Annotated in this window: 15 protein-coding genes; 12 read left to right on the top strand and 3 right to left on the bottom strand. The window is 57.4% G+C overall.

All coding sequences use genetic code 11. The features are described 5' to 3' along the window. Positions 1–261: 261 nt before the first annotated feature. Entirely contained in the window at positions 262–1,779 is a 1,518-nt protein-coding gene (locus ACYCZ5_RS08710) for a sensor domain-containing protein (protein WP_461544404.1), read from the top strand. 49 nt (positions 1,780–1,828) lie between these two features. Here the strand turns inward: ACYCZ5_RS08710 and ACYCZ5_RS08705 are convergent, their stop codons facing one another. Then, positions 1,829–2,719, bottom strand: a complete 891-nt coding sequence (locus ACYCZ5_RS08705; RefSeq protein WP_461544403.1) for an NAD(+)--dinitrogen-reductase ADP-D-ribosyltransferase — start codon at positions 2,717–2,719, stop codon at positions 1,829–1,831. A 113-nt stretch (positions 2,720–2,832) separates the two neighbouring features. On the opposite strand from ACYCZ5_RS08705, the gene nifH reads away from it, so the two are divergent. The 8 genes from nifH (at position 2,833) to ACYCZ5_RS08665 (ending at position 8,892) form a co-directional block, all read left to right on the top strand. Next, positions 2,833–3,705, top strand: coding sequence for a nitrogenase iron protein (gene nifH / locus ACYCZ5_RS08700; protein ID WP_461544402.1), 873 nt, complete (start codon positions 2,833–2,835; stop codon positions 3,703–3,705). An 85-nt stretch (positions 3,706–3,790) separates the two neighbouring features. Continuing rightward, positions 3,791–5,239: a nitrogenase molybdenum-iron protein alpha chain gene (nifD, locus tag ACYCZ5_RS08695; RefSeq protein ID WP_461544401.1), complete on the top strand. Its 1,449-nt coding sequence runs from the start codon at positions 3,791–3,793 to the stop codon at positions 5,237–5,239. Positions 5,240–5,321: 82 nt separating this feature from the next. After that, positions 5,322–6,890 carry a nitrogenase molybdenum-iron protein subunit beta gene (gene nifK, locus ACYCZ5_RS08690; protein WP_461544400.1) on the top strand — a complete coding sequence of 523 codons (1,569 nt, stop codon included), beginning with the start codon at positions 5,322–5,324 and terminating at the stop codon, positions 6,888–6,890. Between the two features lie 170 nt (positions 6,891–7,060). Continuing rightward, positions 7,061–7,285: a putative nitrogen fixation protein NifT gene (gene nifT, locus ACYCZ5_RS08685; protein WP_461544399.1), complete on the top strand. Its 225-nt coding sequence runs from the start codon at positions 7,061–7,063 to the stop codon at positions 7,283–7,285. 18 nt (positions 7,286–7,303) lie between these two features. After that, entirely contained in the window at positions 7,304–7,504 is a 201-nt protein-coding gene (locus tag ACYCZ5_RS08680; RefSeq protein WP_461544398.1) for a 4Fe-4S dicluster domain-containing protein, read from the top strand. Positions 7,505–7,576: 72 nt separating this feature from the next. Further along, a complete protein-coding gene (locus tag ACYCZ5_RS08675; RefSeq protein WP_461544397.1) occupies positions 7,577–8,287 on the top strand; it encodes a dinitrogenase iron-molybdenum cofactor biosynthesis protein in 711 nt (236 codons plus the stop codon). Next, positions 8,287–8,556 carry a DUF6129 family protein gene (locus tag ACYCZ5_RS08670; protein WP_461544396.1) on the top strand — a complete coding sequence of 90 codons (270 nt, stop codon included), beginning with the start codon at positions 8,287–8,289 and terminating at the stop codon, positions 8,554–8,556. Before ACYCZ5_RS08675 ends, ACYCZ5_RS08670 begins: the two co-directional genes overlap by 1 nt. A 69-nt stretch (positions 8,557–8,625) precedes the next feature. Next, a complete protein-coding gene (locus ACYCZ5_RS08665; protein WP_461544395.1) occupies positions 8,626–8,892 on the top strand; it encodes a hypothetical protein in 267 nt (88 codons plus the stop codon). Here the strand turns inward: ACYCZ5_RS08665 and ACYCZ5_RS08660 are convergent, their stop codons facing one another. Both ACYCZ5_RS08660 and ACYCZ5_RS08655 read right to left on the bottom strand, forming a co-directional pair. Next, entirely contained in the window at positions 8,893–9,501 is a 609-nt protein-coding gene (locus tag ACYCZ5_RS08660) for an HD-GYP domain-containing protein (RefSeq protein ID WP_461544394.1), read from the bottom strand. Positions 9,502–9,549: 48 nt separating this feature from the next. Continuing rightward, on the bottom strand, positions 9,550–10,617 hold the full coding sequence (locus ACYCZ5_RS08655) for a hypothetical protein (protein WP_461544393.1): 1,068 nt from the start codon (positions 10,615–10,617) through the stop codon (positions 9,550–9,552). Between the two features lie 139 nt (positions 10,618–10,756). Here ACYCZ5_RS08655 and modA point away from each other — a divergent pair, with 139 nt between their 5' ends. The 3 genes from modA (at position 10,757) to ACYCZ5_RS08640 (ending at position 14,313) form a co-directional block, all read left to right on the top strand. Then, positions 10,757–11,524 (top strand): molybdate ABC transporter substrate-binding protein, encoded by a 768-nt coding sequence (gene modA / locus ACYCZ5_RS08650; RefSeq protein WP_461544392.1) that lies wholly within the window; start codon positions 10,757–10,759, stop codon positions 11,522–11,524. 224 nt (positions 11,525–11,748) lie between these two features. After that, complete coding sequence (locus ACYCZ5_RS08645; RefSeq protein ID WP_461544391.1) at positions 11,749–13,197, top strand: diguanylate cyclase domain-containing protein; 1,449 nt, start codon at positions 11,749–11,751, stop codon at positions 13,195–13,197. A 297-nt stretch (positions 13,198–13,494) separates the two neighbouring features. Then, positions 13,495–14,313: a TOBE domain-containing protein gene (locus tag ACYCZ5_RS08640; protein WP_461544390.1), complete on the top strand. Its 819-nt coding sequence runs from the start codon at positions 13,495–13,497 to the stop codon at positions 14,311–14,313. Positions 14,314–14,321: the final 8 nt, after the last annotated feature.

Here is a 14,321-nt window from a genome sequence, read left to right as displayed (position 1 = left end):
CAGACTGATGTCAGCCGATGTTGCAGAGCGCTACAGGGAGGTATTGAGCAAGAAGCCGGCCAGTGATGCAGGTGCGGGCGGCAAAAGAAAGTTCGTTCCACGGGAAATTATCGGCTTGCAACTCGGTTGGCGAGGTATAAAATCCATCCAAACTATAAATAGTGACGGCATCCACTAAATGAGCCGGCCTCCTTTCCTCGAGATTATTTCCATCGGCAAGTCAGATGGTCGGCTTCCTTTCGACTTTCAGGATATGAACCTATGGCCGATGATTCCAAGACACTGATCATGAAAGAGCCCCGCCAGTCGGCGGTATGGATGCTGACCGTATTGGCGGTGTCCGTATTCATCATCGAAGTAATGGTGATGGTCCTTTTGCCATCTCTGCCACCCATGTCCGAGACGGCAAGGGCGATGATCGATGCGGCCATGCTCTCGCTGTTCCTTTTTCCAATATTCTATTTTCTGGTCTTTCGACCGCTGATCGTCAATATCACCGAGCGCAGGATGGCCGAGGAGGCGCTGCGCGAAAGCGAGATGCGTTTCCGCAGGATGGCAGACCACGCTCCCGCACTCATCTGGCTGTCGGATACCCGGAACATGGGCATCTGGTACAACAAACACTGGCTCGACTATACGGGCCGCAGCATGGGGCAGGAGTTGGGCTTCGGCTGGCTGGAGGGTATGCATCCGGATGACCGGGCACGCAGCGCGGCTTTTTGCCAGTCCTCTTTCGACGCGAGGAAGAAGTTCGAGATGGAGTTTCGCCTGCGCCGCGCCGACGGCAAATACGCCTGGGTCGCCGATGTTGGGGTGCCGCGTTTCGACGATAGCGGCGAGTTCCTCGGATACATAGGCTATTGCTGGGACATCAATAGCCGGAAAGCGACCGAGGCCAGATTGCAACTTGCCGCGAACGTGTTCACGCATGCGCGCGAGGGGATACTGATCGCGGATGCGGACGGCGCCATCATCGATGTCAACGACACCTTCACCCGTATCACCGGCTATGGCCGCGAAGAGGTGCTGGGCAAGAATCCCAGGATACTTCAATCCGGTCGCCAGCCCCCCGAGTTCTATACAGCCATGTGGCATGAACTCCTCGAGAACGGCCACTGGACCGGGGAAATGTGGAACCGGCGCAAGAGCGGCGAGGTCTATGCCGAGATGCTCACCATCAGTGCCGTATACGCCGCCGACAAAGTCATACAGAACTATGTCGCCTTGTTCACCGATATCACCTCGATGAAGGAACATCAGCGCGAGCTTGAGCACATCGCACACTTCGATGCGCTGACCGGTCTGCCCAATCGCATACTGCTGGGCGACCGCTTGCACCAGGCCATGGCTCAAAGCCAGCGCCGCAATCAACCGCTGGCGGTGGTGTTCGTCGATCTGGACGGATTCAAAACAGTGAATGACACCCACGGTCACAAGATCGGTGATGAACTGCTCATCATCGTCTCGCAGCGTATGAGGTCTGTACTGCGCGAGGGGGACACGCTGGCGCGTATCGGCGGCGACGAATTCGTGGCGGTACTGGTCGACCTTGAGATGCCACAGGATTGGCAGCAACTGATCTCCCGTCTATTGGAAGCCGCCTCGGCGCCTGTTCAGATCAGTGATTTTGAAGTGAATGTATCCGCCAGCATCGGCGTAACACTCTATCCTGAAGATTATTCCGATGCCGATATCCTGATGCGGCATGCAGACCAAGCGATGTATCTGGCAAAACAGGCAGGCAAGAATTGCTATCGCCTCTTTGATGCGGGCCGGTAAAGTCTAGTCAGAAGGACTTGAGCGCCAAGTTCCGCTTCAAGTCGGCTGGTTAGTACGCCGCAATACTCACCTCATACACACCGCCCACCACGGTGTACTCGTCCTCCCCCTGCAACATCCCGGGTAGCAATCTCGTGTAGCAGAACACTTTCGACAACGGCACTTGTGCGGTGAGCAGGTGGTCGCCGAATTCGTCGGCGCGTTCGCGGTTGGCGGTGAAGGAGTTGAGGTTGTTGAGCAGGACGATGCGGTGATTGTTGTCCAGCGTGGCGAGAGTCTCGTGTTCGTCCATGCGGTTTGCGCCGCGATATAGCGTGAGGTGTGTCTGGCCGGGATGCTGTCTTGTGAGTTCGTATTGGCAGTAGGTGTAGAGCAGGTCGAACTGGGATTCGAGGGCGTTGGTGCCGTACAGGGCGGTTGCGCGTTTCTCCAGGTAGCCTCTGTATGCCTCGCCGGAGAAGTCTCTGATCTGTCCGCCGTGGTGTCTGGGCAGCAATCCGAACCTTGATTCCACCCAGCCTTTCAACGCCGCGCCTTCCGCGCCATCCGAATCGAAACTCCAGCCGCGCATCATGCGCAAGTAGTCGGCCTTTTGCCGTTTGTGCAGGGTGCTGTCGGTGTAGCCCGCTTGTTCCGGTTGGTCCAGATAGAACGATGCATTCATATGGATGCCGAATGCGCGGGCGCGTTCGTTTGCATCGTCCAGCTTGTCCAGTAGTTCGAACAATCCGCGATGGAACTGCGCGACGCCGTCGAGTTCGAGCGGCACGGGGGCGCGCTGGAAGGTGAGGCCGCCGAGGATGTCGGCGGGCAGATTGCAGCGGTTGATGGGCAGGCGGGCGTAGCGCGGCAGGCTTGTCGTTACTCCTACAAAGCGCTCGTCCTTGTTGTGTTCCCCATCCCCTTTGTGGGTTTGCGCTTGAGTGGAATTACGTTTCATTTCAGTCGCTTGGGGTTTTGTAAGGGGGGTGGCACAGAGCTTGCGATGTAAAGGGTGCGAGCGAGAGAACTTCAATCGCGACTTAAATTTTGCAACCTCTCAAGGAGACTAACATGGCACTGCGTCAATGCGCAATTTACGGGAAGGGTGGTATCGGTAAGTCCACTACGACTCAAAACCTGGTGGCAGCTCTGGCTGAAGCCGGCAAGAAAGTGATGATCGTTGGCTGCGACCCGAAGGCTGACTCTACTCGTCTGATCCTGCACTCCAAGGCGCAGAACTCCGTGATGGAACTGGCTGCTGAAGCCGGCTCCGTTGAGGATCTGGAACTGGAAGACGTGTTGTCGGTTGGTTACGGCGGCGTGAAGTGTGTCGAGTCCGGTGGTCCTGAGCCTGGCGTTGGTTGCGCAGGCCGCGGCGTTATCACTGCGATCAACTTCCTGGAAGAAGAAGGTGCTTACGACGAAGACCTCGACTTCGTGTTCTACGACGTGCTGGGTGACGTGGTGTGCGGTGGTTTCGCTATGCCGATCCGCGAGAACAAAGCTCAGGAGATCTACATCGTTTGTTCCGGCGAGATGATGGCTATGTACGCTGCCAATAACATCGCCAAGGGCATCGTGAAGTATGCGAACTCCGGTGGCGTGCGTCTGGCCGGCCTGATCTGCAACAGCCGTCAAACCGACCGCGAAGATGAACTCATCATGGCACTGGCTGCAAAGCTGGGCACACAGATGATCCACTTCGTTCCTCGCGACAACGCTGTGCAGCACGCCGAGATCCGTCGTATGACCGTGATCGAATACGATCCGACTGCCAAGCAGGCTGACGAGTATCGCACTCTGGCGAAGAAGGTTCTGGAGAACAAGAAGTTCGTGATCCCGACACCTATCACCATGGACGAGCTGGAAGAGCTGCTGATGGAATTCGGCATCATGGAAGTGGAAGACGCTTCCATCATCGGCAAGACAGCTACTGCAGCTTAATGTGATGTTGTGACGGCGGGTCATCCGGCCCGCCGCTCTCTCTAACACTGGGCTCCACAGATTGGTGGGCCATAAGGAGAATGAAATGACAGCAATGACCAGAGAAGAGACAGAAGCCCTCATTCAAGAGGTGCTCGAAGTCTATCCCGAGAAAGCACGAAAGGACCGCGAGAAGCACCTCGCCGTCAACGATCAATCCATCGAACAGTCCAAGAAGTGCATCACCTCCAACCGTAAATCGTTGCCGGGTGTGATGACCATTCGCGGTTGCGCCTACGCCGGTTCCAAGGGTGTGGTGTGGGGCCCGATCAAGGACATGATCCATATTTCACACGGCCCGGTCGGCTGCGGTCAGTATTCCCGCGCCGGTCGCCGTAACTACTACGTCGGTACCACCGGCGTGAACGCATTCGGCACCATGAACTTCACTTCTGACTTCCAGGAGAAGGACATCGTGTTCGGCGGCGACAAGAAACTTGCCAAGCTGATCACCGAGATCGAAGGCCTGTTCCCGCTGCACAAAGGTATCTCGGTTCAGTCCGAGTGCCCGATTGGTCTGATCGGCGACGACATCGAAGCGGTGTCGAAGAAGTCTGCCAAAGAGATCAACAAGCCGGTCATCCCCGTGCGCTGTGAAGGTTTCCGTGGCGTGTCGCAATCGCTGGGTCACCACATCGCGAATGACGCGATCCGTGACTGGGTGCTGGGCAACCGCGATACCAGCGCGTTCGAATCCACACCTTACGACGTGACCATCATCGGCGACTACAACATCGGCGGCGACGCATGGGCTACTCGTACGATCCTGGAAGAGATGGGTCTGCGCGTGATCGCCCAGTGGTCCGGCGACGGTACGCTGGCCGAGATGGAGAACACCCCCAAGGCCAAGCTGAACCTGCTGCACTGCTACCGCTCGATGAACTACATCAGCCGCCACATGGAAGAGAAGTACGGCATTCCATACATGGAATACAACTTCTTCGGCCCGACCAAGATCGAGAACTCACTGCGCGAGATCGCCGCTTTCTTCGACGACACCATCAAGGCCAACACCGAGAAGGTCATCGCCAAGTACAAGCCGATGATGCAAGCCGTGATCGACAAGTACAAGCCGCGTCTGCAAGGCAAGCGCGTCATGTTGTACGTGGGTGGTCTGCGTCCGCGTCACGTGATCGGTGCTTACGAAGATCTGGGCATGGAGGTGGTCGGTACCGGTTACGAGTTCGCGCACAACGACGACTACGACCGCACCATCAAGGAAATGGGTAACGCCACGCTGCTGTACGACGACGTGACCGGCCTCGAGTTCGAGGAGTTCGTGAAGCGCGTAAAGCCCGACCTGGTCGGCTCCGGCATCAAGGAAAAGTTCATCTTCCAGAAGATGGGCATCCCCTTCCGCCAGATGCACTCGTGGGACTACTCCGGCCCGTATCACAGCTATGACGGCTTCGCCATCTTCGCCCGCGATATGGACATGACCTTGAACAATCCGTGCTGGAGCCAACTGACTCCGCCCTGGAAAAAGGCCGCGTAATGTACTGAAGCCGGACTCCGGTCCGGCTAACCCTTAACGATGCTCGCGTCCGCAGATTGGCGGCCGAGCCAAGGAGATAAACATGCAAAAAGTCGATGACATCAAGCCTTGCTATCCTCTGTTCCGTCAGGACGAGTACAAGGAATCATTGGGCAACAAAAAAGCAAAGTTCGAAGAAGGTCATGCTGACGAAAAAGTTCAGGAGATCTTCAACTGGACGACCACGATGGAATATCGTGAACTGAACTTCCAACGCGAAGCCCTGACCGTTAACCCGGCCAAGGCCTGCCAACCACTCGGCGCTGTGCTGTGTGCGCTGGGCTTCGAAAAGACCATGCCGTATGTGCACGGTTCGCAAGGTTGCGTGGCGTACTTCCGTACCTACTTCAACCGTCACTTCCGCGAGCCAGTGTCCTGTGTGTCCGACTCCATGACTGAAGATGCAGCCGTGTTCGGCGGTCAGAAGAACATGATCGACGGTCTTGAGAACGCGATGACGATGTACAAGCCGGACATGATCGCTGTCTCCACCACCTGTATGGCAGAAGTGATCGGCGACGACTTGAACGCCTTCATCACCAACACAAAAAAGGCCGGCGGCGTACCGATGGACTACCCGACACCTTACGCGCACACTCCGTCTTTCGTGGGTTCGCACGTGACCGGTTGGGACAACATGTTCGAAGGCATCATCCGCTACTTCACGCTGAACACCATGGAAGGCAAAGAAGTCGGCAAGAACGGCAAGATCAACATCGTTCCCGGTTTCGAGACATACCTCGGTAACTACCGCGTGATCCATCGCATGCTGGACGAGATGGGCGTTGAGCACACCATGCTGTCCGATCCTACCGAAGTGCTGGATACACCGGCTGACGGCGAGTTCCGCATGTACGCAGGCGGCACCACCCAGGACGAAGTGAAGGATGCACCGAACGCCAAGACCACTTTCCTGCTGCAGCCTATGCAACTGGAAAAGACCAAGAAGTATGTTGAGACGACTTGGAAGCACGAAGTGCCGAAGATGGTCATCCCGATGGGTCTGGAGTCCACTGACGAGTTCCTGATGAAAGTCGCTGAAGCGACCGGCAAAGAGATCCCCGCTTCGCTGGCCAAAGAGCGCGGTCGTCTGGTCGACATGATGATGGACAGCCACACCTGGCTGCACGGCAAGAAGATCAGCCTGTACGGTGATCCCGACTTCACGCTGGGCATGACCAAGTTCCTGATGGAGCTGGGCGTCGAGCCGCTGCACGTGCTGTGCAACAACGGCAGCAAGAAGTGGACGAAGGCCATGGAAAAGATGCTGGCCGAGTCTCCTTACGGTGCGAAGACCCAGTTGTTCGCAGGTGCTGACTTGTGGCACTTCCGCTCACTGGTGCTAACCGAGAAGCCGGACTTCATGATCGGCAACTCCTACGGCAAGTTCATCCAGCGCGACACACTGCACAAGGGTAAAGAGTTCGAAGTTCCGCTGATCCGTATCGGCTTCCCGATCTTCGACCGTCATCACCTGCATCGTGCAACAACGCTGGGTTACGAAGGTGCGATGCAAATGCTGACTACCCTGGTGAACGCCGTGATGGAGCGTCTGGACGAGGAAACTCGTGGCATGGGTACTACCGACTACAACCACGATCTGGTCAGGTAATGCGGCGATGAGCCTGCTGCGCGGCCCGATGGCGGCGTTGGGCGGTGCTCGGGACCTCACGTACTTCATGTACGTTCCGGCCCCTCCGCTCCGTCCGCCTTGCCCTCGGGTCGCTCACGACGGCTCCTCATCCGCATTAGTAACCGGATGAAATTTGAAAGGAAGTAGTCATGGCAAACATCATGATCCAGCGCGACAGCAAAGGCGGCTATCAGTTCTATCTGCCCAAGCGTGATCTCGAGGACGGCATCGATTCGATGGAGTTCGATACCCCGGAAAAGTGGGGCGGTGAGATCAAGCTGAGCAGCGGTGGTACGTATTACATCGAGCCGCAGCCTGCGCCAGCGCGACTGCCTTATTCGGTGCGCGCCAAGCGTATCGATGCGGCGGAATAACCGACAAGGAGAAACATCATGGCTTACAAGATCGACACAGACTTGTGCACCAGTTGCGACGATTGCCTACCAGAGTGCCCCACGGCTTCCATCAGCGTGAAGAAGGGCTTCTATGTCATCAACGCAAGTGAATGTACCGAGTGCGAAGGCGACTTCGACAAACCGCAGTGTGTGAAACTTTGCCCGATCAAGGGCTGCATCACGCAAGTCGCGGCGTAATGAAACGCTGTCATTCCCGCGAGTGCGGGAATGACAGATCCATGCTCCACCCCGAATCCAGAAGAGGTAATCATGACTAGCAACGGCATCATCACCAAAGAAGCGGCACTGCGCATCGCGCTGGCAGCGCGCACGCTGGACGATGTGGATGTCGCCGCGCTGGCATCCAAGATGGGCAGTCAGGTCGGCCTGCCGATCACAGAAGAGAAACTGGCCAAAGTCACCGTGGCCGATCTCAAACTCATGTTGTCCGGTGAAGAGACCGTCGAGCCGGATGTCGACCCCGCCAGCATCAAGCTCGCCGTGCGCCAATTGTGGGGCGCCAGTGCTGATGCGGATACCTTGCCTGCAGTGCAGGCATATCAGGAAGGCGACATTCCCGGCAGTCTGCGCGTGGCCGTGGCATCAAACAGCGAAGAGAACCTGGACGGCCACTTCGGTTCCTGTCCGCGCTTTCTGGTGTATCAGGTCGGACGCGAAGAGATCCGCCTGATCGCCAACCGCTCGACCGCCAGTGCGGATGTAGAAGAAGACAAGAACGTGGCACGCGCCGCACTCATCAACGATTGCCAGATCGTGTACGTGCAATCCATCGGCGGCCCTGCGGCAGCCAAGGCCGTGCGTGCCAACGTGCATCCGGTGAAAGCGCCGGAAGGCGGCGCGGCACTGATTGCATTGCAGCGTCTGCAAGCCGTGCTCGATGCACCGCCGCCCTGGTTGGCGAAGATACTCGGCGTGGAAGCTCAATCGCTGAGACGTTTCAGTACTGTAGAGGAAGAGTGATGATCGCCGCCGATACGCTCAGCCAGATCGCACAGCGCGCCGCGCAAGGTGCACTGGGCGAGGCCACGCTGGCCACGCTGAAACAGGCGTGGCCCGAGCTGCGTTTCACCCTGTGCAGTGACGACGACATGCCGGCGCGCATGAAACCGGCGCTGAGCGAAGAACGATTCAACTTGTATCTGATCGGCGGCAGCGAGCATTGCCTCAGCCTCACCGACGATCCCGAGCGCGCTATCGGCGTGGTGCTGGCGCAGGTGGACGAAGAATAGATAGGAGCGGATCAAAAAACCAACGCTTGCACAACAAATAACAAGACAAGCGATCAAGGGAGAAGCACCATGCTGGACGCAGCGACGATGGCCTTGCTGGCCAAGGTGAAGATGTTGGCGAAGAAGATCGGCATCAACGTCGATCTGGTCAGGATGAGCAACGAGAAGTCCTACGCCGAAACCACCCTCAATGAACTCAGTAACGCCGACGACCCCGAACTGGTCTTGATCGTGATCCAACTGATGAACCAGTTGGGTCTGATCGGCGTGCCGACGCAGGAAGCCAAGCTGGAACCCAAGAAGGAAGAAGGACGCTACGTCGGCTCGCTGCGCTGATCAGCGCCACATCTCACGTAAACCGTCCGACTCGATGACTTTGCAGAAAGTCTCCATCAGTTCCGGGTCGTGCTTGATGCCGGTCTCCTCGTGCAGGATGGTCATGATCTCTTCGTGTGGCAAGGCTGGACGGTAGCTGCGCGTCACCGCCATCGCATCATAGCTGTCCGCGATGGAGATGATGCGCGAGCAGATCGGGATGTCCATGCCTGCCAATCCGTCCGGATAACCCGAACCATTGAAGTGTTCATGATGGTGGCGGATGACTCGGGCGGCCCTGTCGGCTGCCTCGATCCCTGTCGCCGAGATGATGTCTGCCCCGATCGCGGCATGCCGTTGCATCTTTTCCCATTCTTCAGGATCGAAGGTTCCCGTTTTCATCAGGATATGGTCGGGTACGCCGATCTTTCCGATGTCGTGGAACGAGGCGGCGATGAGTACCACTTCAAGCTCTGCGCCAGAAAGTCCGTGCATTTCAGCGATGGCAGCCGACAAGTCGCGCACACGCTCAGAGTGCAACCGGGTCGGTTGATCGCGATAATCCAGCGCGACAGAAAGTGCTTTGGTGTAGGCATACAGCACCTTCATGGCGGGATCGTTCAATTCCATTCGTGACTCCTGATCGCGGTTAAATATGGGCGACAGTCTACCCATACCTCATTGTGCCATGCGCAACCACTCCACGTTGTATGCCTCCGGTATCGCGCCCACCCGCATCTCGGGCAGGCTGCCGATGCGGCAGCGCTGCGCATCGAGACCTTCGTGCCATGCCCGGTAGTGCAGCATGCTGGCCGGGTTCATCACACAAGCCTGTGCGCCGAACGGATGGCCGAACTTGAACAGCAGGTGGCCGATCTCGTGCGCCAGATAAGCACCCGACAGCTCGGCCGCCTGCGTCGGTGTGTAATCCTCATCGCCGCGCAGTGCATGACTGAAAGCGGAAGTGTCGGTGAACGGGAAGGTGGTCCAGAACACGAACGAACCGTAAGTGCCGGTGTGGCTGAAGGTGGTGGTGCCGGTGGTCAGCCCGCCGCGTATCGCCGTATGCACTTCCACCGCCGTGAATTCCGCACTGGCCACGAGCTGGTTGGTGATGATCACGTCATAAGGCAGCGCGCCGTATCCCAACGTGTCCCAGTAGATCCACTCGTTGCGCGGCGTATCATCCAGCACGGGTTTGCCATCGCCAGCTTTGAGCGCGCGCCAATTGTCCAGTCGTTCCAGCATCACATCGGCCAACACCACCGAGAATTCCTGCAACGTTTTCGGGTCGGCTGTGCGGGGCAGGTAAGGTCGCGCATAAGCGAGCGCGTCCGCCAAATCAGTCTTGCGCTCACGCAACGTTTTCAGGATGGAAGCGGCCAGGTGTTGGCGGTCGCCCGTGCCGGATTTGAAATCGTAGATCTCGTTCATTCGTGCTTCGCGTACAGCAGGGGGGATGAGCGCGAGCACGGCATCGACAGAGGTTTCAGTGATTCCGCTGAATTCCAGATGCACGCCGAAATGTTCGAGTGCGGTCTTGCGTGTCGCGGCCAGCAAGGTATCCAACTGTTCCGGCGTCATGCGCGGCAGTCTGTCGTTCACCGCATGCGCCACACGCAGGTGGACGGTCGCCCCGGGCGGGATGGCCACGATCTCGGTATGTCGCCACGCACCTGTGCTGCAGCCGGCCAGCAACAGCAGGATGCATAACAACATGTGTGTGTAGGGTCTTTGCGTGAGCATCGAGAGGTTGGCCGCAGGATGATGGGATGCACGCTACGCCCACCACTGCAGGCGGTCAATACGTATGGCATCCGGACATGAGCATGTCACGGCACACACTAGCTTGTTATCATGCAAGCACTATTGATTGGAGATGACGATGCGTATCAGGAATTTCGTAAAAAGTTATCTTGCTGTGTTGATGTCGGCTTGTCTGTATGCCGCACCGGCGAGTGCCGGCGAAGTGCGCGTGGCGCTGTCTTCGGATTTCGTTGCACCGATGGAGCGCATCGCGGCCATGTTCCGCAAGGAGAGTGGACACACGGTGACGGTCACGCCGGATGCCAGCGGCAAGTTGTATGCGCAGATCAGGAAAGGCGCAGCGTTCGACGTGTTCCTCTCGGCGGACGAAGAGCTGCCTAAACGCCTGCTGCAGCAAGGTGCGGCGGTCGGCGGTTCACGTTTCGTCTATGCCACCGGGCGGCTGGTGTTGTGGAGCGCGCAGCCCGATCTGGTGGACGACAAAGGTTTGGTGCTCAATAAGGGCGCATTCGACAAACTCGCCATGCCCAATCCGCGCCATTCGCCCTACGGCGACGCGGCGCAACAGACACTGACCAAGCTGACCATGTGGAATGCCATGCAGCGCAAACTGGATAAACGCGATGATGTGACGGAGGCCTACAAGCTCGCCGCCACCGAGCGTGCCGAGTTGGCATTCATCGCGCTGTCACAGGTGATGCGCGACGGCAAAGTGAGCACGGGATCATGGTGGCTGGTGCCGGAGACTATGCATGAACCCATTCGCCAGAGCGCCGTGTTGTTGAATAGCGCACAGGACGAGCAAGCAGCCAATGATTTTCTGGCATTCCTGAAAAGCGACAAGGCGCGCGCAGTGATGCGCGGCTACGGCTATACGTTTCCTTGAGCGGTTCAGTAGCAGATAGCGCCTCCAGGATGCGCTGTTGAATGGCTGCTTTGCGGCCTTGGATTTGATCGGGGCGTGGGCTGACCAACGATATTCGTCGTCCGCAGGTGCCCTCTGATTGACACCGGTTTTATCTAGCACATTCCTACCGTTCTAGTGTGTTGAATTTCTATGTCGAAGGGGTAATGTGAACGCATCGTCGTGTCGTTTTTCACAGTACTTCAATGACTAAAGCTGCCGCCCATACTGATCGACAAAGTCTTATTAAATCGCTGCTTGATGAGTACATAGAGATGTACGCCGGGCGTGATGAGCGTCTGACGACGCGCTTCAGCAACAACTTCAGTGGCTACACCGGCGGCGGCGATTTCCTGGTCAAAGACCGGCAAGCTTGGGAAGCGATCACGCGCCATGATTTTTCACAGGTGCCCGGCCGAATTCGCATCGAGATGCTGGATGTGTCGATGCAAGACCTCAGTCACGATGTGGTGGTCACTACCGCCTTCTTCCATATTCATTTGCCCATCGCAGACCATGTGCTGTCGAACGAGGTCGCACGCCTAGTGCTGATCTTCCGTCTTGAAGGGGTTGAGTGGAAGATCGTTCACAGCGGTATCTCGATCCCATATAGCCTGGTGCGGGATGGCGAGGTTTACCCCATGGCCGGGCTGTACGAGCAAAACAAGGCACTTGAGGCGCTGGTTGAAGAGCGCACCCAGGCACTGCATGAGAGCGAATCCATGTATCGCCTGCTCGCTGAGGACGCGCGTGATGTGCTCTGGAAAACGGATCGCCATTTTTGCGTGACCTATGTCAGCCCGGCCGACGAGCGTTTGCGAGGCTTCAAAGCGGATGAGGTGATCGGGCGCCCGGTGTTCGAGATGTTCACCGCCGAAGGCGTCGCAATAGTCAACGACATCATTAAAAAACGTCAGCACTCCTTTGGATCGGAGGCGTATGTCCGATATTTGACCTTTGAGGTGCCGCACCTATGCAAGGATGGGCGGGTACTTTGGGGAGAGGTCATTTCCACGCCCGAGCTCAATGCTCAGGGCGAGATAGTGGGTTACCACGGCATCACGCGCGAGATCACTGCGCGCAAACAGTTGGAAGATCGGGTGAACCAGCTGGCCTTCTACGATGCACTCACCGACCTCCCCAATCGTCGCTTGCTCAATGATCGTTTGGCCCAGTCCATGGCTGCCAGCAAGCGTAGCAATAGTTATGGCGCACTCATATTCCTGGATCTTGATAACTTCAAACCATTGAATGACAAGCATGGGCATGTGGCGGGCGATCTGTTGCTGATCGAGGTGGCCGGCAGACTGAAGTGTTGCGTACGCCAAATAGATACCGTGGCGCGCTTTGGCGGGGATGAGTTCGTGGTGATCCTGAATGAGTTGGATACGGACAAAATTGCGGCGACTTCACAAGCGCGACTCGTCATCGAGAAGATCCTTGCCTCCTTGTCCGAGCCATACGTGTTGACTGTTAATTTTGATGCGCTGCCAGAATCAACGGTCGTGCATCAATGCACGGCGAGTATCGGTGTGGTGATGTTCATCAACCACGAAAACAATGAACACGATATTCTCAGGTGGGCTGACAAGGCGATGTATAAAGCCAAAGAGGCAGGACGTAACCAGATCTGTTTCTATGATCCTGAAAGCTGAACGGCTGCTGGTTTAGACGGCAAATTACACGTATCGATAACGGGCACCTCGGTGCCCGTTTTCTTTTGGAGGAAGCGCGCTGCATCGGGCTTGAGCTAGTATTCGTTATGTACCAAAAGATGTAACGAAAACGCCAATTTGTGCAAAATCCTACAGTTCGAAAGAGACAAAGCGCGCGCCGCCAAGCGGGGTGATGGGCCGATACCCGCATTGCAGCGGGCTTGGCACTGAATGGCGGGGGTTGGCATTGCTCTTGCAAAGCGTTAGGTGGCGCAAGTGATAACGAGTGAGGACGACATGGCTCAGACAGCAGCAAGCAAGGCAGTGAAACAGAGCGACGGCAGCGTCGTCTCCAAACTGAAGATCGCCCGCGGGCGGCGCTGGGACCATCTGGAATTGCTGGAACGTATCGATGCGACCGGCTCCATCTCGGCGGCGGCGAGTGCCATGGGCATGAGCTACAAGGCGGCGTGGGAAGCAGTGGAAAGCATCAACAATCTTTCCGAGCAGCCCTTGGTGGAGCGCAAGACCGGCGGAGCTAAAGGCGGCGGCACCACGCTGACCAACTACGGCCGCCGGGTGGCGGGCGCCTATCGCCGGCTGGAGCAAGAGCGCGAACAGGTGCTCAAGCGGCTGGCCGAAGTGATGGACGACTTCGATGAGTATTACCAAATGATCAGGAGATTCGACATGAAGACGAGCGCGCGTAACCAGTTTCTCGGCACTATCAAAAGCATCAAGCTGGGGCAGATCAACGCGGAAGTGGTGATGGACATCGGCAGCGGCGACACGCTGGCGGCGGTGATCACCAACGAGAGTGTGAACCATCTCGGTTTGAAGGTGGGCGGCGAGGCGTATGCGCTGGTGAAAGCGCCGTGGGTGATCGTGACCACCTCGGAAGGCTTCAAGACCAGCGCGCGCAACGAGCTGCACGGCACCGTGGTGCGCTGCCAGGAGGGCGCGGTGAACGGCGAGGTCATCATCGAACTGGCGGGCGGCAAGAGCGTGGCCGCCATCGTCACCAACGACAGCATCAAATCACTTGGTTTGAAGGAAGGGGTCAAAGCCGCGGCGCTGATCAAGGCGTCGCACATTATTTTGGCAGTTACAGCTTAAGGAGCAGG

The sequence above is a fragment of the Sideroxydans sp. genome (assembly GCF_054604835.1).
The sequence above is the reverse complement of the archived record's forward strand: the minus strand, read 5'-3'. Positions and strand labels throughout refer to the sequence as shown.

Excerpts from the sequence above, each read along its gene's own strand:
- ACYCZ5_RS08710 (WP_461544404.1), top strand. The coding sequence starts at position 262 with ATGGCCGATGATTCCAAGACACTGATCATGAAAGAGCCCCGCCAGTCG.
- ACYCZ5_RS08705 (WP_461544403.1), bottom strand. The coding sequence starts at position 2,719 with ATGAAACGTAATTCCACTCAAGCGCAAACCCACAAAGGGGATGGGGAA.
- nifH (WP_461544402.1), top strand. The coding sequence starts at position 2,833 with ATGGCACTGCGTCAATGCGCAATTTACGGGAAGGGTGGTATCGGTAAG.
- nifD (WP_461544401.1), top strand. The coding sequence starts at position 3,791 with ATGACAGCAATGACCAGAGAAGAGACAGAAGCCCTCATTCAAGAGGTG.
- nifK (WP_461544400.1), top strand. The coding sequence starts at position 5,322 with ATGCAAAAAGTCGATGACATCAAGCCTTGCTATCCTCTGTTCCGTCAG.
- nifT (WP_461544399.1), top strand. The coding sequence starts at position 7,061 with ATGGCAAACATCATGATCCAGCGCGACAGCAAAGGCGGCTATCAGTTC.
- ACYCZ5_RS08680 (WP_461544398.1), top strand. The coding sequence starts at position 7,304 with ATGGCTTACAAGATCGACACAGACTTGTGCACCAGTTGCGACGATTGC.
- ACYCZ5_RS08675 (WP_461544397.1), top strand. The coding sequence starts at position 7,577 with ATGACTAGCAACGGCATCATCACCAAAGAAGCGGCACTGCGCATCGCG.
- ACYCZ5_RS08670 (WP_461544396.1), top strand. The coding sequence starts at position 8,287 with ATGATCGCCGCCGATACGCTCAGCCAGATCGCACAGCGCGCCGCGCAA.
- ACYCZ5_RS08665 (WP_461544395.1), top strand. The coding sequence starts at position 8,626 with ATGCTGGACGCAGCGACGATGGCCTTGCTGGCCAAGGTGAAGATGTTG.
- ACYCZ5_RS08660 (WP_461544394.1), bottom strand. The coding sequence starts at position 9,501 with ATGGAATTGAACGATCCCGCCATGAAGGTGCTGTATGCCTACACCAAA.
- ACYCZ5_RS08655 (WP_461544393.1), bottom strand. The coding sequence starts at position 10,617 with ATGCTCACGCAAAGACCCTACACACACATGTTGTTATGCATCCTGCTG.
- modA (WP_461544392.1), top strand. The coding sequence starts at position 10,757 with ATGCGTATCAGGAATTTCGTAAAAAGTTATCTTGCTGTGTTGATGTCG.
- ACYCZ5_RS08645 (WP_461544391.1), top strand. The coding sequence starts at position 11,749 with ATGACTAAAGCTGCCGCCCATACTGATCGACAAAGTCTTATTAAATCG.
- ACYCZ5_RS08640 (WP_461544390.1), top strand. The coding sequence starts at position 13,495 with ATGGCTCAGACAGCAGCAAGCAAGGCAGTGAAACAGAGCGACGGCAGC.